Genomic DNA, 22,894 nt, shown 5'->3' on the forward strand with positions numbered 1-22,894 from the left:
GCCACCGCCACCGGCGGCGCCCCCACCACCGCTGCCGGTCGCCACCGTCGCGCCCGACGGCCGGGAGGTCCCGCCACGCCGGCTTGATCCCGCGGGAGGCGATCCGCTCGACAAGTTGCAGCAGGTGCTGCAGGACGCCGCGTCCCCGTAACGTTCTGTCAGGCTCTTGGTATGAACGAACGGTGCCCGTGCGGCAGCGACAACAGCTATAGCGCCTGTTGCGGGCCGCTTCACGAGGGTGGGTCGCAAGCCCGGACGGCCGAGGAATTGATGCGGTCTCGGTATTCGGCATTCGCCTACGGTGACGCCGATTACCTGTTCCGCACGTGGCACCCGCGCACCCGCCCGGCCGACGTGACCGTCGACCCGGGCATCACCTGGACCGGCTTACACGTGGTCGACACCCTGGCGGGGGGGCCGGGCGATGATGCCGGGGAAGTGGAATTCACCGCCCGCTACGAGTCCGCGGGCCGCGCCGGCAGCCTGCATGAGCGCAGCCGCTTCGAACGCCGCGCCGGCCGATGGTTGTACCTCGACGCCGTAGACGATTCGTAGCGGCGCTCCACGTCGATCTGCCTTGGAGCGAGTGACGGGATTTGAACCCGTGTGTACGGCTTTGCAGGCCGCTGCCTAACCACTCAGCCACACCCGCACAATTCGCAACCATGCCAGCGAACGCGGGCATAGCCCAGTCTTTTACTCGGCCCGATCATTTCGGATAGGCGTGAGGCCGTTGACGGCGTCCTACAAATGAGGAAGGCCGGGCACCGGGATGTGCGGCATGGGCAGGGCCGGCGGCCCGGCGGGGATTGGGGGACGCAGGGCGGGGATCGGAGGAGCGGATGCGCCGGGCGGAGGTGCGGCCGGCCCCGGAATCCGGGGCGGAGGCAAGGGCAATCCGGGAGGGGGCGCCGGAAGCGCAGGCGGGGCAGCAGGCGCTGGTGCCGCGGGCGCCGGCGCCGCGGGCGCCGGTGGAACACGTGCCGGTGCCGGGGCCGGTGTCGGGGCGTTGGCAGGTGCGGGCGCTGACGGCGCGACGACGCGTGCGCCGATTTGTGGCCTGGTGTCGGCATGCGGTCGAATCGCGATCGCCAACGCGATGACGAGGGCCAGCACGCCGCCGACAAACAACGCCAGTACGCTCAACGCCACCAAGAACGGCCGAGTGGCCCGCTGCTCGAACGGCGGAGCACCGGAGCCGGTCCACGGGCCGGCTGGCGAGTCGTCGACAAACGCGGGATAGACGCCGGTGCCGAACGCGACGGCCTCTGCGGGGTCGGCGCTATAGGCCAACGCCTCAGCACCACGTTCCACGGTGGCGGCACCGTCCGCGCCGCCGACAGCCAACGCATGGGGAACCACCGCACCGCTCGCAGGATCTTGCGCGTAAGCGATCGCTGCGGTCGAGGACGAGAACAACGGCGGATGTGCCGATGCCAGCGCCGCGCCCCGGGCCAGCGCCAGCTCCGGCTCCTCCGGTGTGCTCAATACAAGGGAACTGGCCGCCTGCAGCTCCTCTCGGATCGCGGCGATGTCGACGCCGTCGCTGCCGACTACGAACAAACCGTCTGGCCGGTGTTCCATCGCCTCGGCATCAGCGGCCATCGCGATCAACGTGGCCAACGCCTCGTATTCGTCATCGGGGAGTTCCTGGCGGCGCATATCGGCGATCGAACCGTCGGCAGTGTCCACCACGGCCATCGTCGCGGTGGTTGGCTCAACAAACAGCAACGCGGTCTGCGCGTACCGGGTCGTATTGCCCACCGTCTGGGTCAACGCGGCCGCCGCCAGAAATGCCGAGACCAGCATGACTTTCTCGAGCCTCTGCCCGGACAGCAACTCTTCCAGGGCGGCGGCCTCGGTGGCATCGGTCCACGTCACGCCGATCGAAGCCAGCCGGCAACCGGTTTCGGCCGCTGCCTCCCGCGTTCCCAGGATTGCCGAGACAACCTGATGGGGCGCCGCCTGATCTGCTCGATTTTGAGTAGGGGACACTTCGAACTCGTCCGTGTCGACCGTGGCACCGTCGGCGTGTTCCCCTTCGACCACGACCATATGGACCGCCGTGGGTGTCATGGACACACCGAGTACGGTTTCCACCGCCCCTCCCACATGGCTTGATGCGGACCCAACCCGACGTCCAGCCTATCCCTTGTAACGCAGTCGAAGCCGAGGCGCCGTCGTCGGCGGTCGAGGCGATGGCCGCGTGTCGGCGGTGACTACGGATGCCGCCTCCCGTCGTCGTCGGGAAAGGCTGTCCGGGACCGGGGAGTCAGCTTGGCAGACAAGCGAATTGGTGCTCGCGGATCCCGCCGCCGCTCGCGAACGAATCAGAGTCCGATGTAGACGGCCTTGGTGTTGAAGTAGGCCTCGATGCCCTTGCGGCCGCGCTCGCCGCCCCAGCCCGACTGCTTGTGGCCGCTGATCGGCATCGACGGGTCGGCCGCGAGCGAGGAGTTCACCCAAATCTGGCCCGCGCGAAGCTCATTCACCACGCGATGGGCGCGGCTGAGGTTCTCGGTCCAAATCGAGCCCGCCAGCCCGTAGTGTGTGTCGTTCGCCGCGGCGATCACCTCGTCCTCGTCGTCGAACGGGATCACACAGCCGACCGGGCCGAAGATCTCCTCTTTGATGAGCCGCATGTCCGGCGTGGTGTTGGTGACGATCGTCGCCTCGTAGAAGTAGCCCTTGCGGTCCATCGGCTTGCCGCCGGTGATCACCTGCGCGCCGCCGGCCACGCCGTCGTTCACGATGCCTTCCACGCGCGTGCGCTGCTTCTCGCTGATCAGCGGCCCCAGCACCGAATCGGGATCATCGCTGCCGCCCATCGGCAACATCTGCGCGAACCCCGCGAGGCCCTCGACCACCTGGTCGTAGATGCCGCGCTGCACGTACATGCGCGAGGTACACGAGCAGTTCTGCCCCGAGCCGGCGAGCAGGCCCATGCCGGCCCCCATGATGGCCTTGTCCAGGTTGGCATCGTCGAACATGATCAGCGGCGACTTACCGCCGAGCTCGAGCGTCAGCCGCTTGAGGTTGCCCGCGGCCGCCTTCACGATCAGCCGCCCGACCTCCGTCGACCCGGTGAACGAGATCTTGTCGACGTCCGGATGCGCAGTGAGTGCGGCACCCGTCGTCTCGCCGTAGCCGGTGATCACGTTCAGGACGCCGTCGGGCAGACCCGCCTCGCGGAAGATCTCTTCCAATTTCAGCGCGGTGAGCGGCGTCTCTTCGGCGGGCTTGAGGACGGCGCTGCACCCCGCCGCGAGTGCGGGCGCGACCTTGAGCATCGCGACGAAAAACGGCCCGTTCCAAGGAATGATGAGCCCGACGACGCCGACCGGCTCGAGCTGGGTGAAGGTGTGGTAGGTCTCCCAGGTGCCGAGCAGACCGTCGGAGACGAGATTGGCCGACTCGCCGTGGATCTTGCCGACCCAACCGGCGTAGTACTTCAGCATGTCCACCGATACCGGGATGATGTGGCCGGCGGCCGTCAGGTTCATGCCGTTGTCTTGGGCCTCGAGCGCGGCCAACTCGTCTTTGCGTTCCTCGATGATGCGCGCGGCGCGGAAGAGAACGTTGGCGCGGTGCGACGCGGGCGCCTTGCGCCAGACACCCGACTCGAAGGTCTCGCGCGCCCGGGCCACCGCCGCGTCGACGGCCGCCTGGTCCGAATCGGGGACCTCCGCGATCTGCTCCTCGTTGGACGGGTTGAAGACCGCAATGGTGTTACTCAATGTTCCTCATGGCCCTTCACTTGCGGTAAATGCTGTCGTCGCGCGACAGAGGTTACGCGCTTAACCACAGGGTGTCCAGCACGCCCCGGCGTCACGCGGGACGTCAGACACGGGCGGATTGCGCTGGTCACCGGGCTGCCGACACCGGACCGACGATTCGTTGGCTGCGGGTTTGAAGCCGGCCCGCGCATGAATTGGCGGCTAGATTACCCATATGCGGGTTTGTCGCCTGTTTGGCGTAGTCCTGGCAATGCTCACGGCGGGTCTGCTGTGGGCATCTCCCGCCGGGGCGCAGCCGCCGCCCAAGCTCACCGATCACATCACGGACAGCACCGGGGTGTTGAGTGCTTCCGACCGCGCAGCGGTCAGCGCTGCCATCGACCGGCTCAACCGCGATCGCCACATCCAACTGTGGGTGGTCTACGTCGACAACTTCAACAGGTTCAAACCCGACAACTGGGCCGAGCGAACCCGCAGTGCCAGCGGGTTGGGCGACCACGACGCGCTGCTGGCCGTGGCCACGAACACCAAGCTGTACGCGTTCAGCGTGCCGCCACAGGTGCAGGGCCTGACGCCGGCCGAGCTGAACAGCTTGCAAACCAACCAAATTGAACCGGTACTGGGCGCGAGGAATTGGGGCGGTGCCGCGGTCGCCGCGGCCGACGGGTTGGACAAATCGACAAGCTCGGCAAAGCCGGCGAGCTCGTCGAAGCCGATCTGGCCGTTGATCGCTACCGCCGTCGTTGTGGTCGTGCTTTTGATCGCATTGCTTCTGCTTCTGGTGCTGGTGCTGTTGCGTGCGCGCCGGCGCCGGCGCGCCGTCCGCAGCGGTGGACAGCTGGACATCGGCGGGGGCGATCATGCGGTGCAGCAGGCGTTGTCCGTCGCGGATGCCAGAGTGCGTCAAATCTCCGACTATGTCGCCCGGTATCGGTCCAACATCGGCTCCGAGGCCCAAGCGCGGCTCGACGAGGCGAAACGGCACTTGGCAGCCGCGCACGGCGTGGAAACGAGCAACGACAGCGACACCATTGCCTACGCCAACAGAGCATCGACGCTGGCCGCTCAGGCGCAAAGCCTGGCCAACGGCGACGTTCTGGAAGCCCACCGCACACCGCGGCGACGAGGCAGCACGTCTACCCGGTGATCGGCCAAATCGACCAAACCAAAAGCCGCGCAGGTCATTTGGTGGCGGATCACCAGCGTCAGCGGTAGACGGCACGCAGCAGCATCAGCGTCTGCTCGACGGTCTCCTCCCTATCCCGCGTCGCGTCGACCCGCAGCGGGGACGGCTGCTCATCGGGAGGCGTGAACGCGGCCCGCAGCTCGGGCCACAGCTCGATCCGCGCATCCGAGACAACACCTTGCTCGGTGGCACGCCGCTCAAGTCGTGCGATCAGGGTGGCGTCGTCCGCCTCGCACAGCACGACGCGCAGGTCGGCCCCGAGCCGGTGCGCCAGTTGCTGCATCTGGGACCGCTCGCGCGGATTGCCGAATGTCGCATCGACGACCACGCCGCGGCCGCGGCGTAACCAGCGCGCCGCGTCGCGACGCAGCGCGGCATACGTGCTCCGCGTCATGGCGGGATCGTAGAGCCCCGAGCCAAATTCATCGTTACCGCGCCGAGTGGGCTCAATGCCCGCCATTCTCTTGCGCGCCACGTCTGACGAGAGGTGCACCAGCCCCAATCGGCCGGCAAGCGCGCGCGCGAGGGTGGTCTTGCCGCTTGCCGGCAGACCCATGGTGACCACCACCGGTCGGTGGGGTAGGCCACCCGCGTGCGCCCACGCCAAATCGAAATACGCCCGGGATTCGTCGATGAGCTGACGCGCGTCGCCACCGGATGCCCGTTCGGTCTGTGCTAGACGCAGGCTGCGGACCTTGCCGCGCACGTAGGCCCGGTAGCAGGTATAGAAGTCGAGCAGGCTGACCAGTCCGTCGTCGCCGCTGGCGCGCACGTAGGAATCGACGAACCCCCATGCCAGGTCCGCCCGGCCGTGGTACTCGAAATCCATTGCCAGAAAAGCCACTTCCGAGGCCAGGTCGGCGCACCGATAGCGCGGGGCGAACTGCAAGCTGTCGAACAGCAGGATCTGGCCGTCGTCGATGCAGATGCTGGCGGCGTGCAGGTCGCCGTGGCCGTCCCGCACGTGCCCGTCGGCCACGCGCCGCTCGAGCAACGACGCTTGTTGCTGCACGAACTGGTCGACGTAGGTTCGGATGTCCTCGTTGACGTCGCTCGAAATGGTTCGACCGACGAAAGGGCGTATCTGGTCGAAGTTCTCCCGCCAGTTCGCGATCACACTGGAAGGTCGCCCGTACGCATCGATGTCGGGACCGGTTTGGGCCCGGCTGTGCAGCTTGGCCAGCGTGCGGCCGATTCGTCGCGCGAGATGCATGTCGACGTCGCCGCGCGCGAGCTTGGCCGGCAGCATGCCCTCTTCAGGCAGACGCCGCATCCACACAGCCGGCTCTCCCGACCCGGGTTCGCCGCCTATCCGGTAACGGCCATCCCGCTCGGTGACTTCGACGATTCCCAAATACATATGTGGACTGAACCGCCGATTGAGTCGCAGCTCCTCTTCGCAGTCGGCGCGACGCCGCTCGATGCTGGTGAAGTCGAGGAAACCCAGGTTTACCGGCTTCTTGAGCTTGTAGGCATAGGCGCCGGCGAGAAAGACCCACGAGCTGTGCGTCTCGTGGAGACATACGTCGTCGGCCGGCGGGTCGTAGGCATCGGATCGCAGCAAATCGGCGACGATCCGCGGGTGGCCGTCGGGTCCGGCTGGGTCGAAGGCATGCGTCATGGTCTCGCCGAACGATTGCAGGCGGTTCGGCTAGCCGTCAAGGCTTTCGTATCCCGGCCGAACGTCGGCGGGCAACATTGTGCGCGTGACGCCGGTGCCCTCGAAGGTGAGCGCATGCGCGGGATAACGCAGGGGCTCAACGGTGCCGTCCGGGTGGGCGATGACGCCTCCGCCAGACGGAATGCCTAACCCGGTGGTCGTTCCCTTGAGCGTCTGAATTGTCCGCGACAGCCGGGCCCATTCGGCTCGCTCATCGTGCGCGTCGATAACCAGGGGGATCAGATCGAACATGCCGAGTATTTCCGTCGCCTCGGTATCCGATGTCTCGACGATGCCATAGCGTCCGAGCTGGACCGCACCGGCCGAAATGCCCACGAGAACAGCCCCTTTAGCGTATCGGTCCAGGATCAGGTCCTTCATGCCGGTTTTCTCGAACGTGTTCCAGCCGAGGCGCACATCGCCGCCCGCGAGGAGGATCAACCCAGCACGCTCCAGGAATGCGCGGTCGTCCGGTCCGAACGACGAACCGATCATCCGGCGATCGGTGATTCCCACAGCATCCATTGCCGCTTCGAAGATTTCGTAGAACTCCGGACGATCGCCGTTGGAGGCCCCGACGTACGCCGCGCTCATTGATGCGTACCGAGGCGATTTATCGAAGGCTGTTTCGAGAAGCAATGTGCCGTCGCGTTTCCAGAACAGCAGCTGGCTGTCCGCCAGCAGATAGAGCGGTTTCGGTTGTGGCGCGGTCACTTTGGCTGATCCTTGCCGGTGAGATTGTCGAACCGGGCCAGGGCGAGGTCGAGGTCCGCCTCGTCGAAGATTTCGACGCGGTTGATTAGGTCGCCTTCGACGGCGAACAGCATGATCATCCGCACTTCCGCGTCGAAGCCTTCTTGCGAGGTCATTTTCAGCACCTCGGTGAAGACGGCTCCGCGTTCGCTCAGTTGATGCACGGCCTCGATGTAGACGCTGGAATCCGAAGTGATGTCCCAAACGGCACGAATAGATGCGGCCAGATCAGCACCCTCGATCGATACCAGCGGCCGACGATCGATGTAAACCGGGTCCGGCGTCGTCGCGGGAAGTTTGTGACGATTGAATCGGGCGGCCACATCTGAAACCACCGACCACGCGTCTGCGTGGGCGGCCGCCTCGCCGGCGAGGTAGCGCGCGTCGAGTTCCTCGATGGCGGCGGCCACGTCATCGGGGTCGAAAAGGACATGAGCCGTCATCCGGCCGTCGGTGTCGATCTCGGCGACGCCGAGCATCTCGACGCCGAACTCTCCATGTCGCAGGGCACGGTTTGGGGCGCAGATATGAAGCAGGGCAAGGCGATCCCCGCGGGTCGCCAAGACGGCGGACGTTATGGTCGGCGCCACTTCCGCGAGAGCTCGTATGTTTGAGATCACGACATCGCGGCCGTGCCACACTCCGATATTCACCACGCGACGGCGGTCGTCGACAAAACTGCCATCGGCCAGAATCTCGGCCACCGCCGCTTCGAGGTCACCGATGACCTCCGCGGCGCGACCCGTAGCCAGCAGGGCATCCGCCCGGTCCTCGATGAGGGCGGCGTGGCCCTCGATCCAGCGCGTCTTCTCGGACGTTCCGCGCCGGCCATCGGGCAGTTCGGGGATCCCGCGCCACAGGGCAAGGGCCTCCTCGAAGCGGGCCAGCGCTTGGCTGGTGTCGCCCGCGGCGGCGGCATCGCGTCCGAGTCGAGCCGCCGCCTTGTAGCGCGACGCGTCAACCTCGCTCTCGGCGAGGACCCAACCCGCCCCCTGGGTCAAGACAAAGCCGTCGCCGACGGAGCGACGCAGCGAAGAGATGTGGGTCTGCAGGGCTTTAGCGGCGGTGCGCGGCGGGTTCAGGCCCCAGAGCAGCTCGACGAGGGCGTCGGCCGGCACGACGGACCCGCAGTGCAGCCCGAGCATCGTGAGGATGGCGCGCGGTTTCGCGCCCGGTATGACGACGGACGCTCCGCCTCGCCGGACCTGGAGAGGACCCAAAACCCCCAGTTCCACCGATGAAAGCGTACCCATGTCAGCAATCTTGGGCGGGACAATTCAATACTCGGTCAAGATCGAGTAAAGCCCGCGCTGCCTGCAGTTCGTTGACCGCCAGCAACGATGCGTGACCTCGATGGATGCCTACCAGCTACTCCGCGGCCCCTCACCGATCGGTGCGCTGAAAGGGCCGGGGTCGTGCTGTGCTCATCCAGATGCCGAACATCGGTGTTCACCCGACCGTTTACCGTAGGTACCTATGGACAGCGACCGGAGTGACTCCGCCTTCACCTGGCAGGGCCGGCGCGACTTGGTGAGCCGGATGCATGACCAGCTCGACGAGCTGGTCGCGGCGCGCGACCAGATGGAACAACTGGTGCGGGTCATCGTCGAGATCGGCTCCGATCTGGATCTGGACGTCACGCTGCATCGCGTCCTTAAAGCCGCGATGGAGCTGACCGGCGCCCGCTACGCCGCCCTCGGCATCCGCGCGGCCGACGGCACCCTCGTTTCTTTCGTGTACGCCGGGATCGACGCCGACATCGCGCGGCGGCTCGGCGACCTTCCGGTCGGCGACGGCCTGCGTGTCGACGATCTGAATTCCCATCCCGCAACCCGCGGGCTGAGCGGACAAGAGCCGCCCATGCATGCGCTCCTCGGCATCCCGATCACCGTGCGGGCGGCCAACTTCGGCAGCCTGTACCTGGCCGACGACCGGCCCGGCAGGGCCTTCTCCGACACGCAGGAAGGCGCCGTGCGCGCCATGGCCACGGCCGCGGCCGCCGCCATCGACAACGCACGACTCTTCGAGCGCGAGCGTGAATCGGCGAAATGGACCAAGGCCAGCCGCGAGATCACCACCGCGCTGCTCTCCGGTGACCCGCAGACGGGGCCGTTGCAGCTGATCGTGAACCGGGCGCTGGAGCTGGCAGGCGCCGAGCAGGCCATCCTGCTGGTTCCCAAGGAGGCCGAACTGCCGGTCGACCAGGTTGACACCCTGGTCGTGGCCGCGACCGCGGGCCGGTACGCCTCGGAGGTGATCGGCCGACAGGTCCCGATGGACGGCTCGACCACCGGCGGCGTAGCCCGTCGCGGCCTGCCGCTGATCACCGATTCCTTCCAATATCCGATTGAGGGCTTCACCGATGTCGGTGAACGGTCGGCGATCGTCATGCCGCTGATCGCGGACGACGCGGTGCTCGGGGTCATCGCCGTCGCGCGCGACCCGCACCAGCCCGCGTTCGGCAACGACTACCTCGACCTGGTCAGCGACTTCGCCCGGCACGCGGCGATCGCCCTGGCATTGGCGGCCGGCCGCGAACACGCGCTCAACCAGGAACTCGCCCAAGCCGACACCGTCGATGAGGCGGTGAATGCCGCCGCGGAGGAATTGCGCCGGCTCTGGCGAGCGCGCCGCGTCCTGGCCGTCACCTTCCCGACACAGACGTCGTCCACCCTGGAAACCACCTTCGGTGCACCACGGGTGGTGTCCGTCGGCGAACCCGCGCAGTGGGCCGACCTGCCGTCGGCCACCCAGCAGGCGCTCCGCTCATTGCGCGACGGCGACCTGCTGGCCCCCAATGGGACGCAACCCGGGACCGCGGGCATTGCGCTGCAGCACCCCGATGGCGTGCTCGTGGTCTGGATGGACCTGACCGCGCAGCGCCCGTTCACCCTCGAGGATCAGACCTTGCTCACCGTGCTGGCCGGCCGCCTCGGCCAGGGTTTGCAGCGGGTGCACCAGGTCGATCAACAGCGCGAGACCGCGCTGGCCCTACAGCACGCGATCTTGGGGCCCGCGGATCTGCCCAGCGGGTTCGCGGTGCGCTATCAGGCTGCGACACGGCCCCTCCAGGTCGGCGGTGACTGGTACGACATCGTCGACCTCGACGACGGGCGCATCGCGTTGATCGTCGGCGACTGCGTCGGCCATGGCCTCGCCGCCGCCACCGTGATGGGCCAGGTGCGCAGCGCCTGTCGCGCGCTCCTGTTCGAAAACCCAAGCCCTGGTGCGGCTCTCGCCGGGATGGACCGCTTCGCCGCGCGGCTGCCCGGTGCGCAGTGCACCACCGCGGTCTGCGCGGTGCTCACCCCGGAGACCGGTGAACTGGTTTACTCCAGCGCCGGTCATCCGCCGCCCATCCTGGTGCACGGTGACGGCAGCACCCAGATACTCGACGACGGTCACACCATCGCGTTGGGGATACGGGGCAACTGGATTCGACCGGAGGCCCGCGTGACCATCCCGGCGCGTTCGACGCTGCTGCTTTACACCGACGGTCTGGTCGAACGCCGCCGGGTTCCGCTGGACCACGGCATTTCCCGCGTCGCCGGTGTCGCCCAGGATTCGCGCGCGTTGAAGTTGGAGGATCTGGCGAACCAGGTCATGTCCCGCGTCGCGCCGGACGGCGGGTACCAAGACGACGTCGTGCTGTTGCTCTACCGCCACCCCGCCCCGTTGGAGCTGAATTTTCCCGCCGAAGTCAGCCAACTCGCGCCCACCCGTACTGCGCTGCGTAACTGGCTGACCCGGGCCCGGTTGGACCCCGACCAAACCCTGAACGTCCTCGTTGCTGCCGGGGAAGCCGTCTCCAACGCCATCGAGCACGGTCACCGTCAGAGACCGGAGGGCACGATTCGCCTGGGAGCGGTCGCGGTCGGCGACGAGGTCCAGTTGACCATCACCGACACGGGCTCGTGGAAGGCCCCGCAACCGGCTTCCCGCCCGCATCGGGGCCGCGGTATTCCGCTCATGCGGAGCCTGATGCAGGATGTCGACATCCGGCCCGACACCAACGGGACGACCGTTTACCTATCCACGAGGATCACCTGATGACCACCCCGCTCACGCTCGACACCGCGCGCGGCAGCGACGGGAAGTTCGTGTTGGTCGCAGAGGGGGAAATCGACCTGAGCAATATCGATGCGTTCAATCTGGCGTTGGCCAGCGCCGCGACCGAGGCCAGCGGCGGCGACGGGGCGTTGCTCGTCGACCTCAGCGCGGTGGAGTACCTGGACAGCGCCGCCATCAACTCCCTGGCCGCCCACGCCGATCGGATCGAGCTCGTCGCGCACCCGATCTTGATGCCCGTCCTCAGGGTCAGCGGCCTCACCGAACTGACCACCGTCGAAGCGGCACCGCCGACGGCGGGGCAGTGACCCACCACAAACGTCAAGTTCGCATCGAAGTGATTCTTGCTCGCCCGTTGACCGTCTTGTCAGGATGCCGCGCTTAAGGCCCGCGCTGGGGCCGTTGCGGTCTGCCGTCGGATCGGCGCGGGCGGGTTAGCGTGAAGGCCCTGAATGTGTCGCGTCGAAGGGCTGAATTTGTATGTCCGGGATCGTCTTCCGGGTCCTCGCTACCATGACGACCGCGATCCTCGTCGTGGCGTCCGGCGCGGCGCTAGGCGACCATCCGACCACAGGGGCGAGTGCAACGGCCATCGTGCTGATGGGTGGTGCCGCGACCTCGCCGCCGGGAGCGGCCGGCTCGCCGACGGGACGTTGGCCCGTGCCCCTCGACATCGCGCCTGCAAAAATCGACAAGAGCGTCTCGACGGTCACCTATGACTGCGGAAATCAATCTCCCATCAATGTCGTGAGCATCGACTCCATCGTCACGTTGAACGGCTCGTGTGGTGAGGTCGACGTCAGCGGTTCGGCCAATACGGTGAACCTGCAGACGGTCGCGATCATCAAGGCCACCGGCTCAGGCAACCACATCACCTGGCAGCAGGGGCCGGACGGCGGCCGGCCTCAAATCAGTAACCCGGGTGGCAGCAACAGCATCGTCGGGCCCGCCGGCATACAGGCGCCGTCCGCTAGAAGTTGACAATGAACGAATGCTTCTGCGGCACAGCATAATTTCGGCGGGCCTTGGCCGGGGTCCGCGCCGCATGCCACGATGGCGTTATGGCTGACGACGCGCTGAGCTCGGAGCGGGAATTCAACGAGCAGAACATCGAAGAGTTTCGCAGCAATGGCGGCAAGGTGGGCGGGCAATTCGAGGGTTTCCCACTGCTGCTTTTGACGTCGACCGGTGCGCGAAGCGGCGCCCAGCGGGTCAACCCGGTCGCGTACTTCGACATCGACGACAAACTTTATGTCGTCGGCTCCGCGGCGGGCCGGGAGAACAATCCCGCATGGGTGCACAACATTCGCGCCAACCCCCGCGTGTCGATCGAGATCGGCTCGGAGCCTGCCAAGCCCGCGACCGCGCGCGAATTACCGCGCGATGAAAGGGATTTGATCTATCCGGTGGTGGTCGAGCGTGCCCCCGGGTTCGGCGAATACCAGCAGCGCACCGATCGGCTCATCCCGGTCTTCGAATTGGTGACCGACTGAAGACACGGCCTGCCAACGTCATTCAAGCTCGCGAATTTCAGCGCGTTAGCGGGTCGATTGCCGCACAATGATGGGCGCGGGTCTGGTTGGACGCGACCGGTCATTATCACCCGCCTTGCCCGAACGACAAAGTGAGGTCGGCTATGAGACATTGCGTGCGGCGCTGCGTGCTCGGCGCGGTCGCTTTCGTGTTGGCCGGGTTGCCGGTGACGGTGACCGCCACGCCGGCGATCGGCCGCGCCGACGGTGAATGCGCTCCCGGTTGGGGCTGGAGCGTCGACCTGAATCAATGCGTGTTCTTGCTCCCGGCCGCCAATGGACCCGGCGGCCCTGGGGGACCGGGTGGGCCCGGGGGACCCGGTGGACCCGGTGGACCTGGGGGGCCGGGCGGGCCTGGTGGACCCGGGCGTCCAGGACCACGCTGAAGAATTCTCGTCTAGCTGCGGCACCGGCGACGCTCGGGCTGGCGAACTGGCTGGCAGGCGGGGCGTAGGAACTTCACCCGCCCGCCAATCGTTATACCGGCTAAGTAACCTGTGATTCCGAGGGGGACAACAGCCGCATGCCACGCACAGACAACGACACCTGGGATTTGGCCACCAGTGTGGGCGCGACCGCGACGATGGTCGCAGCCGCGCGAGCCATCGCGACCAACGCCGACAACCCGCTGATCGACGACCGCTTCGCCGAGCCGCTGGTTCGTGCCGTCGGGGTCGACTTCTTCACTCGCTGGGTCTCCGGCGACCTGGTGACCGCCGACGTCGACGACCACGAATCGGGCTGGAAGCTCGAACACATGCCCGCCGCGATGGCCGCCCGGACCCGATTCTTTGACTCATTTTTCCAAGCCGCGACGCAGGCCGGCATCCGGCAGGCCGTGATTTTGGCGTCGGGCCTGGACGCGCGCGCCTACCGGTTGGCGTGGCCGGCCGACATGACTGTGTTCGAGATCGACCAGCCGCAGGTGATCGAATTCAAGGCCGCCACGCTGGCCCAGCTGGACGCCGCCCCGCAGGCCGAGCTGCGCACGGTCGCGGTCGACCTGCGCAATGACTGGCCAAAGGCATTGGTACAAGCTGGCTTTGACAAGAGCCAGCCGACCGCATGGATCGCGGAGGGACTCTTCGGGTACCTGCCGCCGGAGGCGCAAGATCGCCTGCTGGACAACATCACCGCACTCAGCGCTGACGGCAGCCGGCTGGCGTGCGAAGCTATTCCGGACATGTCGGAGGTAGACACCGAGAAAGCCCAGGAGATGATACAACGGGCCACCGCGAAATGGCGTGAGCATGGCTTCGACCTGGAGTTCGGCGAGCTCGGCTACCAGGGCGAGCGCAATGACGTCGCCGCCTATCTGGACAACCTGGGGTGGCAGTCGGACGGCATCCGGATGACCGAGCTGTTGGCCGAGTCCGGTCTCGGTGCGATCCCGCAGACCAACGACTCGGTGTCGATGGCCGACACCATCTACTACAGCTCGGTGCTGAGCAAATGACGGCACCGCAGCGGCGAGGGCTCAACGAAGCTGTCACGCGAATGTGGAGCTTCCTCGCGCCGGTATACGATCTGCCCTTCCTACAACAGTGGGTGTACCGGCCTCCGCACAACGAGGTGATAGCCCAGCTGCGCAACCACGGCGCGCGCAAGATCGCTGATGTCGCCTGCGGCACCGGCATCTTGAGTGATCGCATTCAGCGTGAACTGCAGCCTGACGAGATCTATGGGGTCGACATGTCCGACGGCATGCTCGGTCAGGCTCGTGCCAGGTCGGATCGGGTGCAGTGGATGCGCGGCCCGGCCGAGCAGCTTCCGTTTGACGACGGCGCCCTCGATGCCGTCGTGACGACCTCGGCCTTCCACTTCTTCGACCAGCCGGCGGCATTGCGTGAATTCCATCGGGTGCTGGCGCCCGGCGGCCTGGTGGCCGTCTCCGCGCTCAGTACGCGCCAACCGCGGCTGCAGTCCTCCGCGGACTCCCGGTGGAAGCCGCAACACAACGCGTCCGCGCCCGAGATGCGGACGTTGTTCGAAAACGCCGGGTTCGTGATCACCGATCAGCACCGGATCCCGCGACCGGTGTGGACGGCGCTCGTGCCCGACCTGTTGACAGTCGGCACGAAAAGCTGAGTGCAGCGTCGGGGGCGAATACCGCTCGGCGCCAAATGCATACAACCGACAACGCCCGCTTCGCCAATCGGCGAAGCGGGCGTCTTGTCAGCTATCGATCACAGCGGGATCCACACTCCGAAGAGCCAGAAGCCCCACTGGTTGAAACCGGGATCCCAGATTGGGGTTTCCTGGTAGCCCCAGTAGTTGATCGGGCCGTAGTCCCAGCGCCCACCGGGCGGGGGAAGCGGTCGATCCCATGCCGGCCGCGGCGGCTCGCCCGCGCCCCAAGGTCCGGGTCCGTCACCCCACGGAGCGCCATGGAAGTAGCCGCGCTGGGCGTCTCCATGCCACGGGCCACCGGGGTGAGGATCCGGTCCACCGAATCCGCCGGGAGCACCGGGGTGATTGCCGGGGCCACCGGGGTGGTCGCCGGGTCCGCCCGGGCCACCGGGGTGGTCACCGGGTCCGCCGGGGCCACCGGGGTGATCGCCGGGTCCGCCGGGGCCACCGGGGTGATCGCCGGGTCCACCGGGGCCACCAGGGCCACCGGGACCGCCGGGGCCACCAGGACCACCGGGGCCACCGGGGTGATCACCGGGTCCGCCGGGGCCGCCCGGACCGCCGGGACCGCCGGGACCGCCCGGATCATTGGGACCGGTGGGCGCGTGGCCACCGCCAGGCGCCGCCGGCCCGCCATGATTACCCGGAGGCTGTGGCGCTCCCGGAGCAGCGTTGGCAAACCCGGCGCCCATTCCCAAGGCCGCAGCGCTGAGCGCTCCGGCGATGGTCACCCCTCCGACAAGTTGCTTCAACTTCATGATGCTTCACCTATCCACTAGGGATTTTGCAAGGAAGTTCCTTGGAACACCCCCCGTTACACCCCTGACGCTAAATAGCCTTCCTATGGACTAGCTGTGACTCGCCCATGCAGAACTTTTGGCTGGCGCCGCGCCCAACGGTGGTCTGCCACACATCTGCGCCGGGGCGCAGCGGCTACCGCGCCCCGGGCACCAGGCGTTTTTGCCGCGGATCGAGGCGTTTTCCAGCCGGCGCGCGGGCCGGTTTGGGAAGGCTATGTTGGCTAGTCGGCCAAGGTTTTCCTCTATATGGTTGCGCCCGTGTCGAGGGCGTCACATCATCCCCACGAACCCCACGTCGGTTCGGTGTCGTCGAAGCTGAATTGGCTGCGCGCAGGCGTCCTGGGCGCCAATGACGGAATCGTCTCCACCGCGGGCATCGTCGTGGGGGTCGCCGCGGCCACTGCCGAACGCGCGCCCATCTTGACCGCCGGCAGCGCCGGACTTGTCGCGGGAGCGGTGTCGATGGCGCTGGGCGAATACGTCTCGGTGAGCACCCAGCGCGACACCGAGAAGGCTCTGTTGAGGCAGGAGCGCCGCGAATTGCGCGAAGATCCCGTCGCCGAATTGGATGAGCTCGCCGCGTTGTACGAGGCGAAGGGTCTGACGCCGGCGACCGCACGCACCGTGGCCGAGGAACTCACCGACCACAATCCGCTGCTCGCACACGCCGAGGTCGAATTGGGAATCAACCCCGAGGAGCTGACGAACCCCTGGCAGGCGGCATCCTCGTCGGCGCTCTCGTTTGCGATTGGTGCCCTGTTGCCGCTGGTCGCGATTCTGGTTCCGCCCACCACGTGGCGGGTCCCGGTTACCGTCGCCGCGGTGCTGATCGCGTTGGTGATCACCGGTGCGGTCTCGGCCGGTTTGGGCGGGGCGCCGAAGGGCCGCGCGATGCTGCGCAACGCCATTGGCGGCAGTCTTGCGTTGGCGGTCACGTACGTGATCGGTCATCTGGTGGGCGCCGCACTAGGCTGACCGCCGGAGCTTCGGAGCTTCGGAGCTTCGGAACATCGCGGTGCGGTGCGCGTCGAGTGACTGGAAGTGCAACTGTAACATCGACAGTTGCGGTCCTCAGCAGAGCCCGCGAATCCCATCACGCGGAGGGTCATGCAGTGGCCGAGCCCAATATAGTGCCGGACGAAGCCCAATGGGCAGAATCGGTGCCGTACTTTGAGCGCGACGAAAAATACTTCGTGCCAACCAAAATCGCGCGCGGCGGATGGGGCCCATCGCTCAGCGGCCATGTCGTCGGCGGACTCTTGGCGTGGGCGGTCGAGGATGCGGCTCGGGATCCGCAACTGCAACCGGCGCGGTTGACCGTCGATCTGCCCCGGCCGACGGCGTTGGCGCCGCTCGAGGTGCACACGCAGGTGCGACAGGACCGCCGTCGGTTGCGGCTGGTCGAGACCGTGATCATCCAGGACGGCGCCCCGGTGGCACAGGCCAGCGCACTGTTTCTGCGGCGCGGCGCGCAGCCCGAGGGGCACGTCTGGTCACCACCGGTGCAGATGCCACCGATCCCGCTGGACAAGGCCTACTCGACGCTGTTCATGCGAACCTACGGCTGGGGCGCCGATGTGCAGAACCCCGATCCGGACTGGCCCCAGAGCGACGGCCCGAAATACACGTGGATACACGAGACGCGCCCGTTGATCGACGACGAACCGCTCACCGCCTTCACCCGCGTGGCGATGGCCGGTGACATCACGGCCTCGATTGCCAACTGGGGCACCAACTCCCTGCAGTTCATCAATGTCGACTACACGCTCACGCTCAGCAGACTGCCCGACGGCGACCACATCGGGCTCGCCTCGCTGACGCATCACAGCCACGACGGGGTGGCCAGCGGCTCGGCGGTCCTTGTGGACGCGAAGGGGCCGATCGGCACCGGCGTGTCCGTCGCGATCGCGCACTCGGGATTTCGTCCGCCCTCCACCGATCCGTCAGCCCGGTGAGGTCGGAAGGGTAGGCGCGTGACGTTCTGGGCATTGATTGCCGGTGCGGCGCAGCGGGGATCGAGCCGGCCACTTCTCGCCGATGAGTACGGACGCAGCCTGACCGCGCGTCAGTTGCACGATGCTGCGTGCGTGACCGCCGCCGCGCTGGCCGAACGAGGCGTTCGTCCGGGCACCGTCGTGTCCTGGCAGCTCCCCACCGCGCTGGAAACCATGGTGCTGATGGCCGCACTCGCGCGACTCGGTGCGGTGCAGAACCCGATCATCCCAATACTGCGGGAGCGCGAGGTCGGCTTCATCACCAGCCAGCTGGACACGGAATTCTTTGTGGTGCCCGAGTTTTGGCGCGGGTTCGATCACGGTGGGCTGGCTCGGGGTTTATCGGCGGACAGCGGCTTCGAGGTCATCACCCTCGACCTGACAACACCCCCGACAGCCGGCGAGCTGCGGCTGCCCGGCGCCGGCGCCGAGACCCTCCCGACGCCACCGACATCCGCCGACGACGCTCTCTGGATCTACTACTCCTCGGGAACCACTGCGGCCCCCAAGGGGATCCGTCACACCGACACGTCGATCATTGCCGGCTCGGCGGGGGTGGTGGGCATGGTGGGGGCCAACAGCAGCGACGTGGATCCGATCGCCTTCCCGATCGCGCATATCGGCGGGGCCGCGATGCTGGCCACCGCGTTGCTGACCGGCATGCGGTTGGCCCTGTTCGAGGCGTTCGATCCGGCCACCACACCGTGGGCCATCGCCGCGCACAGTCCGACGTTCCTGGGCACCGCGACGCCATTCTTTGTCGCCTTCCTCGAAGCCCAACGCGCCCAGGGTGATCGGCCGCTGTTCCCCTCGGTCCGGGGCTGCCTGGCCGGAGGCGCACCCGTCACCGCCGAACTGGGGCGCCAGGTCCGCGAAACCTTCGGCCTGGCCGGAATCGCCAACGCCTGGGGGTTGACCGAGTTTCCCTGCGCGACTTCGCCCCCGCTGACCGCCGCGCCCGAGGTGCTCGACCATACCGTCGGACCGCCGGTACCCGGGGTCCAGGTCCGCGCGGTCGATAGCCACGGCGTCGAGCTGGGCGCCGGACAAGAAGGCGAGCTGCGGCTCAAGGGACCCCAGTGCTTCCTCGGCTACGCCGACCCGACACTTGACGCCGACGCGTTCGACAGCGACGGCTGGTTGCGCACAGGCGATCTCGGCCTGATCGATGCCGACGGCAACGTCCGCGTCACCGGCCGCACCAAGGACGCGATCATCCGCAATGCCGAAAACATCTCGGCCCTCGAAATCGAGAACGCGCTCGCCACCCATCCCGCCGTGGCCGATGTCGCCGTCATCGGGATTCCCGATCCGCGCACCGGGGAACGCGTCTGCGCCGTCGTGGTACCCGCGACGACCGACGGTGTGTCGTTGGAATCCCTTGTGCGACATTGCCAATCACGGGGCCTGAGCCGATACAAGCGCCCCGAGCACCTGGTGGTCGTCGATACCTTGCCGCGCAATCAATTCGGCAAGGTGATCAAAAAGGACCTGCGCCAGGCCTTCGGGTGAGCGGTTCACGAACTCGATAGCGCATCCGCTCGCTCGTTTCACGAGGCCAGCATGGTGTCAGCGGCCCGGACGCCTACAGCCCCTTGGGGGCATCGCGGACGGCCTGCACCGCCGCGGCATCGCCGTCGAATTCGACCTGCGCCTGTCGCCCCACGGCGAACAGCAGTAGCTCCTCGGGCGCCCCGGTCACCGTCACCGCCGGGCCCCGACCGGCGGTGAGCACCGTCTTGCCCTCTGAGGTACGCAACGCCACCCGACCGGGCACCTTCGCGAGGGTGAACCGGGCCATCAACGGCAGGGTGCGCCGCAGCATGTTGCCCAGGGTGGGCTCTAAGGAACGCGGCTGCCAGCCCGGCTGCGCGCGGCGCACGTCCTCGTGGTGGATGAACATCTCGGCAACATTGGCCACCGGGTCGAGCAATTTGAGCGGCGAGTAGACCGGCGGGCCGGCGGCGAGCTTGCCGACCAGCTCGTCCCAGTCGTTCTGCTCGGCCACCTGGTTCTGCACCTTCTCCGTATGGGACGCGAGGAAAGGGATCAGGATGCCGGGCGCCGCGTCGGGGCGGTACTCGCGGATCACCAGGTGGGCGGCCAGGTCCCGCGTCTTCCATCCCTCGCACAGGGTGGGCGCGTCCGGCCCGACACCGCGCATGGTTTCCACAAGGGCGGTACGTTCGCGCTGAGCAGCAGACATGCGTTCAGCCTAGAGCCGGTCGCCCCCGAAGAGTACGGGTCCACCGGACAAGTGGTCGGCGGGCTCGGTAAATTTGAAACGTCATGCTGTCGAAGGGAATCTCATGAGCGCGCACGTCGAGCAGTTGGAGTTTCAGGCAGAGGCTCGGCAACTGCTGGATCTGATGGTCCACTCCGTCTACTCCAACAAGGACTCGTTCCTGCGGGAGCTGATCTCCAATGCTTCCGACGCCTTGGACAAGCTGCGGCTGGAGGCGTTCCGGAACAAGGATCTCGACGTCGACACCTCCGATCTGCACATCGAGATCGACGTGGACAAGGATGCGCGCATCCTGACCGTCCGGGACAACGGCATCGGGATGACCCGGGCCGAAGTGGTGGATCTGATCGGCACGCTGGCCAAGTCCGGCACCGCCGAGCTGCGCAAGCAACTGCGCGAAGCGAAGAACGCCGCGGCCTCCGAGGAACTCATCGGTCAGTTCGGTATCGGTTTCTACTCCAGCTTCATGGTCGCCGACAAAGTCGAACTGCTCACCCGCAAGGCGGGCGAGAGCGACGCCACCAGATGGGAGTCGAGCGGCGAGGGCACGTACACCATCGAATCGGTCGACGACGCCCCGCAGGGAACGTCGGTCATCCTGCACCTCAAGCCCGAGGACGCCGAGGACGAGCTGCACGACTACACCGCGGAGTTCAAGATCAGGAGCCTGGTCAAGAAGTACTCCGACTTCATCGCCTGGCCTATCCGGATGGAGGTCGAGCGACGTGAACCGCCCGCCTCCGGCGAAGAAGGAGCGGACGGCGAGGAGACCGTCACCATCGAGACCGAGACGCTCAACTCGATGCAGGCCCTGTGGGCCAGGCCCAAAGAAGAGGTCTCCGAGGAGGAGTACAAGGAGTTCTACAAGCACATCGGGCACGCCTGGGACGACCCGCTCGAGGTCATCGCGATGCGGGCCGAGGGCACCTTCGAGTACCAGGCGCTGTTGTTCATCCCGTCGCACGCCCCGTTCGACCTGTTCAACCGGGACGGCCAGACCGGGATCCAGCTGTACGTCAAGCGCGTGTTCATCATGGGCGACTGCGACGAGCTCATGCCGGAATACCTGCGCTTCGTCAAGGGCGTCGTCGACGCGCAGGACATGTCGCTCAACGTGTCGCGCGAGATCCTGCAACAGGATCGGCAGATCAAGGCCATCCGGCGCCGGTTGACCAAGAAGGTGCTCTCCACGATCAAGGATTTGCAATCCGAGCGCCCGGAGGACTACCGCACCTTCTGGACCCAATTCGGCCGCGTCGTCAAGGAGGGCCTGCTGTCGGACTTCGACAACCAGGAGACGCTGCTGCAGATCTCCTCATTCGCCTCGACGCACAGCGAGGAGGAGGCCACCACCCTCGCCCAATACGTCGAGCGCATGAAAGAGGGCCAGACGCAGATCTTCTACGCCACGGGGGAGTCGCGTCAGCAGATCCTGAAGTCGCCGCACCTCGAGGCGTTCAAGGCGAAGGGCTACGAGGTGCTGCTGCTCACCGACCCTGTCGACGAGGTCTGGGTGGGGACCGTGACGGAATTCGACGGCAAGCCGCTGCAGTCCATCGCCAAGGGCGAGGTGGACCTCAGCGCCGACGGCGACGAGAGCGAAGCCGAGCGCGAGGAGCAGCAGAAGGAATTCGCCGACCTGCTCACCTGGCTGAAGGAGACCTTGACCGACCACGTCAAGGAGGTCCGGCTGTCCACCCGCCTGACGGACTCGCCCGCCTGCCTGATCACCGACGCCTTCGGGATCACACCGGCGCTCGCGCGCATGTACCGCGCTTCCGGGCAGGATATTCCGGTGGGCAAGCGGATCCTCGAACTCAACCCGAACCACCCGCTCGTCACCGGCCTGCGCAAAGCCCACCAGGAGCGCAGCGACGATCCCTCGGTCGCGGAGACCGCGGAATTGCTCTACGGCACAGCTCTTCTTGCCGAAGGCGGCGCGCTCGACGACCCGGCCAGGTTTGCCGAGATACTCGCCGGCCGGTTGGCTCGCACGGTGTAGCCGGCGATTGCAGGCAAATGGGCGATTTTCGGGATTGAAAACCCGCTGGCAGGGATACTTACATCCCATGCCTGAGTTTCGCGTTATCGACCCACGTGGCCGGGTCGTCGCGACGAAGAATTTTGCCAACGCAGAGGCCGCGTACGCCTGGTTCGTCAACTCCGTTGGCGGCAACACCGAGCTGGGTTGGCGCATGGAGGTCAACGACGACGGGCAATGGGCATTCTTCGATGACACCGAAGGCTTCACCGCGCCGGTGAGCCGCCGGCCGAAACGGCGCTGATTCGCCGGGTTTCAGGCCTGCGGCCCGATCACAAAGCAACGGCCGGTGCCGGTGACGAACAGGACTTCTTCCACCGCGGAGCGAGCGACGGCCGGAAATTCGAACCGGTGCACCTGTTGGCCGGCCTCGAGCTTGGCGTCTAGCGAGTCGCCGGTGCCGTCCTTCTTGCGGACCAACGCCGTCACCGCGCCCGGTTGGGACGGACTCTTCGGATCCTGGAAATACACACCTCGATCCCGGCGACGGCGCATAGCCACGGACTGTCACCGAATCGCCTTACGCGCCAACCCACTTCAGTGACACACCTCGCAAGCAATGCCGTCGTTGTCACGGTCAAGTGCGGACCGATAGCCCGGCTGCCCCCGATAAATCGGCGCGACACCCGCGGCGCACGCCGCCCTGCAGTTGGGGTAGTAGGCGCTGCCACCGCTCGTCGGCGACGGCGAGGTTGTGGTCGTCGGGGGAGCGGCCTGCGCCACGGGCATCCCCGCAATTCCCACAGCG

Annotated in this window: 20 protein-coding genes, 1 tRNA gene and 2 pseudogenes; 13 read left to right on the forward strand and 10 right to left on the reverse strand. The window is 66.8% G+C overall.

Translation table 11 applies throughout. The features are described from left to right. Positions 1–171 precede the first annotated feature (171 nt). Positions 172–555, forward strand: a complete 384-nt coding sequence (locus B8W69_RS24370; RefSeq protein WP_085292291.1) for a YchJ family protein — start codon at positions 172–174, stop codon at positions 553–555. Positions 556–578: 23 nt separating this feature from the next. Here B8W69_RS24370 and B8W69_RS24375 read toward each other — a convergent pair. The 3 genes from B8W69_RS24375 to B8W69_RS24385 form a co-directional block, all read right to left on the reverse strand. After that, positions 579–652: transfer RNA gene (locus tag B8W69_RS24375), tRNA-Cys, on the reverse strand. A gap of 92 nt (positions 653–744) precedes the next feature. Next, positions 745–2,112 carry a DUF7159 family protein gene (locus B8W69_RS24380; RefSeq protein ID WP_439330640.1) on the reverse strand — a complete coding sequence of 456 codons (1,368 nt, stop codon included), beginning with the start codon at positions 2,110–2,112 and terminating at the stop codon, positions 745–747. Between the two features lie 218 nt (positions 2,113–2,330). Then, positions 2,331–3,737, reverse strand: coding sequence for an aldehyde dehydrogenase family protein (locus B8W69_RS24385; protein ID WP_065031121.1), 1,407 nt, complete (start codon positions 3,735–3,737; stop codon positions 2,331–2,333). Between the two features lie 214 nt (positions 3,738–3,951). Between B8W69_RS24385 and B8W69_RS24390 the strand changes: the two genes are divergently transcribed. Next, on the forward strand, positions 3,952–4,884 hold the full coding sequence (locus B8W69_RS24390) for a TPM domain-containing protein (protein WP_085292293.1): 933 nt from the start codon (positions 3,952–3,954) through the stop codon (positions 4,882–4,884). 58 nt (positions 4,885–4,942) lie between these two features. Here B8W69_RS24390 and B8W69_RS24395 read toward each other — a convergent pair whose 3' ends face one another. The 3 genes and pseudogenes from B8W69_RS24395 to B8W69_RS32330 form a co-directional block, all read right to left on the reverse strand. Continuing rightward, positions 4,943–6,544, reverse strand: a complete 1,602-nt coding sequence (locus tag B8W69_RS24395) for a bifunctional aminoglycoside phosphotransferase/ATP-binding protein (protein ID WP_085292294.1) — start codon at positions 6,542–6,544, stop codon at positions 4,943–4,945. A 30-nt stretch (positions 6,545–6,574) separates the two neighbouring features. Next, positions 6,575–7,297, reverse strand: a complete 723-nt coding sequence (locus B8W69_RS24400) for a Type 1 glutamine amidotransferase-like domain-containing protein (protein ID WP_085292295.1) — start codon at positions 7,295–7,297, stop codon at positions 6,575–6,577. A gap of 734 nt (positions 7,298–8,031) precedes the next feature. Continuing rightward, positions 8,032–8,571, reverse strand: a pseudogene (locus tag B8W69_RS32330) (AfsR/SARP family transcriptional regulator); the annotation flags it as partial. 241 nt (positions 8,572–8,812) lie between these two features. Between B8W69_RS32330 and B8W69_RS24410 the strand changes: the two are divergent. The 6 genes from B8W69_RS24410 to B8W69_RS24440 all read left to right on the forward strand — a co-directional run bounded on the left by B8W69_RS24410 (position 8,813) and on the right by B8W69_RS24440 (position 15,024). Next, a complete protein-coding gene (locus B8W69_RS24410; RefSeq protein ID WP_085292296.1) occupies positions 8,813–11,386 on the forward strand; it encodes a SpoIIE family protein phosphatase in 2,574 nt (857 codons plus the stop codon). Further along, positions 11,386–11,712, forward strand: coding sequence for an STAS domain-containing protein (locus B8W69_RS24415; protein ID WP_085292297.1), 327 nt, complete (start codon positions 11,386–11,388; stop codon positions 11,710–11,712). Before B8W69_RS24410 ends, B8W69_RS24415 begins: the two co-directional genes overlap by 1 nt. Positions 11,713–11,917: 205 nt before the next feature. Further along, entirely contained in the window at positions 11,918–12,385 is a 468-nt protein-coding gene (locus B8W69_RS24420) for a DUF3060 domain-containing protein (protein ID WP_165762683.1), read from the forward strand. 80 nt (positions 12,386–12,465) lie between these two features. Then, positions 12,466–12,897 carry a nitroreductase family deazaflavin-dependent oxidoreductase gene (locus B8W69_RS24425; RefSeq protein WP_085292299.1) on the forward strand — a complete coding sequence of 144 codons (432 nt, stop codon included), beginning with the start codon at positions 12,466–12,468 and terminating at the stop codon, positions 12,895–12,897. A gap of 562 nt (positions 12,898–13,459) precedes the next feature. After that, positions 13,460–14,392 (forward strand): class I SAM-dependent methyltransferase, encoded by a 933-nt coding sequence (locus B8W69_RS24435; protein WP_085292300.1) that lies wholly within the window; start codon positions 13,460–13,462, stop codon positions 14,390–14,392. Further along, the gene (locus B8W69_RS24440; protein ID WP_085292301.1) at positions 14,389–15,024 is read left to right on the forward strand and encodes a class I SAM-dependent methyltransferase; all 636 of its coding nucleotides are present in this window, start codon (positions 14,389–14,391) and stop codon (positions 15,022–15,024) included. Before B8W69_RS24435 ends, B8W69_RS24440 begins: the two co-directional genes overlap by 4 nt. Before the next feature lie 98 nt (positions 15,025–15,122). Here the strand turns inward: B8W69_RS24440 and B8W69_RS24445 are convergent, their stop codons facing one another. Beyond that, entirely contained in the window at positions 15,123–15,824 is a 702-nt protein-coding gene (locus B8W69_RS24445) for a chitin-binding protein (RefSeq protein WP_085292302.1), read from the reverse strand. A gap of 288 nt (positions 15,825–16,112) precedes the next feature. On the opposite strand from B8W69_RS24445, the gene B8W69_RS24450 reads away from it, so the two are divergent. From B8W69_RS24450 to B8W69_RS24460, 3 genes are all read left to right on the forward strand, one after another. Further along, a complete protein-coding gene (locus B8W69_RS24450) occupies positions 16,113–16,841 on the forward strand; it encodes a VIT1/CCC1 transporter family protein (RefSeq protein ID WP_085292303.1) in 729 nt (242 codons plus the stop codon). Positions 16,842–16,978: 137 nt separating this feature from the next. Next, complete coding sequence (locus B8W69_RS24455) at positions 16,979–17,821, forward strand: thioesterase family protein (RefSeq protein WP_085292304.1); 843 nt, start codon at positions 16,979–16,981, stop codon at positions 17,819–17,821. A gap of 18 nt (positions 17,822–17,839) precedes the next feature. After that, positions 17,840–19,372, forward strand: a complete 1,533-nt coding sequence (locus B8W69_RS24460; RefSeq protein ID WP_085292305.1) for a class I adenylate-forming enzyme family protein — start codon at positions 17,840–17,842, stop codon at positions 19,370–19,372. 73 nt (positions 19,373–19,445) lie between these two features. On the opposite strand, the gene B8W69_RS24465 is transcribed toward B8W69_RS24460, so the two are convergent. Next, complete coding sequence (locus B8W69_RS24465; RefSeq protein WP_085292306.1) at positions 19,446–20,066, reverse strand: TIGR03085 family metal-binding protein; 621 nt, start codon at positions 20,064–20,066, stop codon at positions 19,446–19,448. A 103-nt stretch (positions 20,067–20,169) separates the two neighbouring features. Here B8W69_RS24465 and htpG point away from each other — a divergent pair, with 103 nt between their 5' ends. Both htpG and B8W69_RS24475 read left to right on the forward strand, forming a co-directional pair. After that, positions 20,170–22,107: a molecular chaperone HtpG gene (htpG, locus tag B8W69_RS24470; RefSeq protein WP_085292307.1), complete on the forward strand. Its 1,938-nt coding sequence runs from the start codon at positions 20,170–20,172 to the stop codon at positions 22,105–22,107. Positions 22,108–22,174: 67 nt separating this feature from the next. Further along, positions 22,175–22,390, forward strand: coding sequence for a hypothetical protein (locus tag B8W69_RS24475; protein ID WP_085292308.1), 216 nt, complete (start codon positions 22,175–22,177; stop codon positions 22,388–22,390). An 11-nt stretch (positions 22,391–22,401) separates the two neighbouring features. On the opposite strand, the gene B8W69_RS24480 is transcribed toward B8W69_RS24475, so the two are convergent. Both B8W69_RS24480 and B8W69_RS24485 read right to left on the reverse strand, forming a co-directional pair. Next, positions 22,402–22,617, reverse strand: coding sequence for a hypothetical protein (locus B8W69_RS24480; protein WP_085292309.1), 216 nt, complete (start codon positions 22,615–22,617; stop codon positions 22,402–22,404). A gap of 66 nt (positions 22,618–22,683) precedes the next feature. Beyond that, positions 22,684–22,857, reverse strand: a pseudogene (locus B8W69_RS24485) (excalibur calcium-binding domain-containing protein); the annotation flags it as partial. Between the last annotated feature and the right edge of the window lie 37 nt (positions 22,858–22,894).

The organism is Mycolicibacterium vulneris (genome assembly GCF_002104765.1).
Taxonomy (GTDB): domain Bacteria; phylum Actinomycetota; class Actinomycetes; order Mycobacteriales; family Mycobacteriaceae; genus Mycobacterium; species Mycobacterium vulneris.

What these genes read in the sequence shown, in the direction of transcription:
- B8W69_RS24420 (WP_165762683.1), top strand. Translation starts at nt 11,918, where the DNA reads ATGACGACCGCGATCCTCGTCGTGGCGTCCGGCGCGGCGCTAGGCGAC.
- B8W69_RS24465 (WP_085292306.1), bottom strand. Translation starts at nt 20,066, where the DNA reads ATGTCTGCTGCTCAGCGCGAACGTACCGCCCTTGTGGAAACCATGCGC.
- B8W69_RS24475 (WP_085292308.1), top strand. Translation starts at nt 22,175, where the DNA reads ATGCCTGAGTTTCGCGTTATCGACCCACGTGGCCGGGTCGTCGCGACG.
- B8W69_RS24435 (WP_085292300.1), top strand. Translation starts at nt 13,460, where the DNA reads ATGCCACGCACAGACAACGACACCTGGGATTTGGCCACCAGTGTGGGC.
- B8W69_RS24425 (WP_085292299.1), top strand. Translation starts at nt 12,466, where the DNA reads ATGGCTGACGACGCGCTGAGCTCGGAGCGGGAATTCAACGAGCAGAAC.
- B8W69_RS24390 (WP_085292293.1), top strand. Translation starts at nt 3,952, where the DNA reads ATGCGGGTTTGTCGCCTGTTTGGCGTAGTCCTGGCAATGCTCACGGCG.
- B8W69_RS24440 (WP_085292301.1), top strand. Translation starts at nt 14,389, where the DNA reads ATGACGGCACCGCAGCGGCGAGGGCTCAACGAAGCTGTCACGCGAATG.
- B8W69_RS24415 (WP_085292297.1), top strand. Translation starts at nt 11,386, where the DNA reads ATGACCACCCCGCTCACGCTCGACACCGCGCGCGGCAGCGACGGGAAG.
- B8W69_RS24410 (WP_085292296.1), top strand. Translation starts at nt 8,813, where the DNA reads ATGGACAGCGACCGGAGTGACTCCGCCTTCACCTGGCAGGGCCGGCGC.
- B8W69_RS24450 (WP_085292303.1), top strand. Translation starts at nt 16,113, where the DNA reads ATGGTTGCGCCCGTGTCGAGGGCGTCACATCATCCCCACGAACCCCAC.
- htpG (WP_085292307.1), top strand. Translation starts at nt 20,170, where the DNA reads ATGAGCGCGCACGTCGAGCAGTTGGAGTTTCAGGCAGAGGCTCGGCAA.
- B8W69_RS24370 (WP_085292291.1), top strand. Translation starts at nt 172, where the DNA reads ATGAACGAACGGTGCCCGTGCGGCAGCGACAACAGCTATAGCGCCTGT.
- B8W69_RS24395 (WP_085292294.1), bottom strand. Translation starts at nt 6,544, where the DNA reads ATGACGCATGCCTTCGACCCAGCCGGACCCGACGGCCACCCGCGGATC.
- B8W69_RS24445 (WP_085292302.1), bottom strand. Translation starts at nt 15,824, where the DNA reads ATGAAGTTGAAGCAACTTGTCGGAGGGGTGACCATCGCCGGAGCGCTC.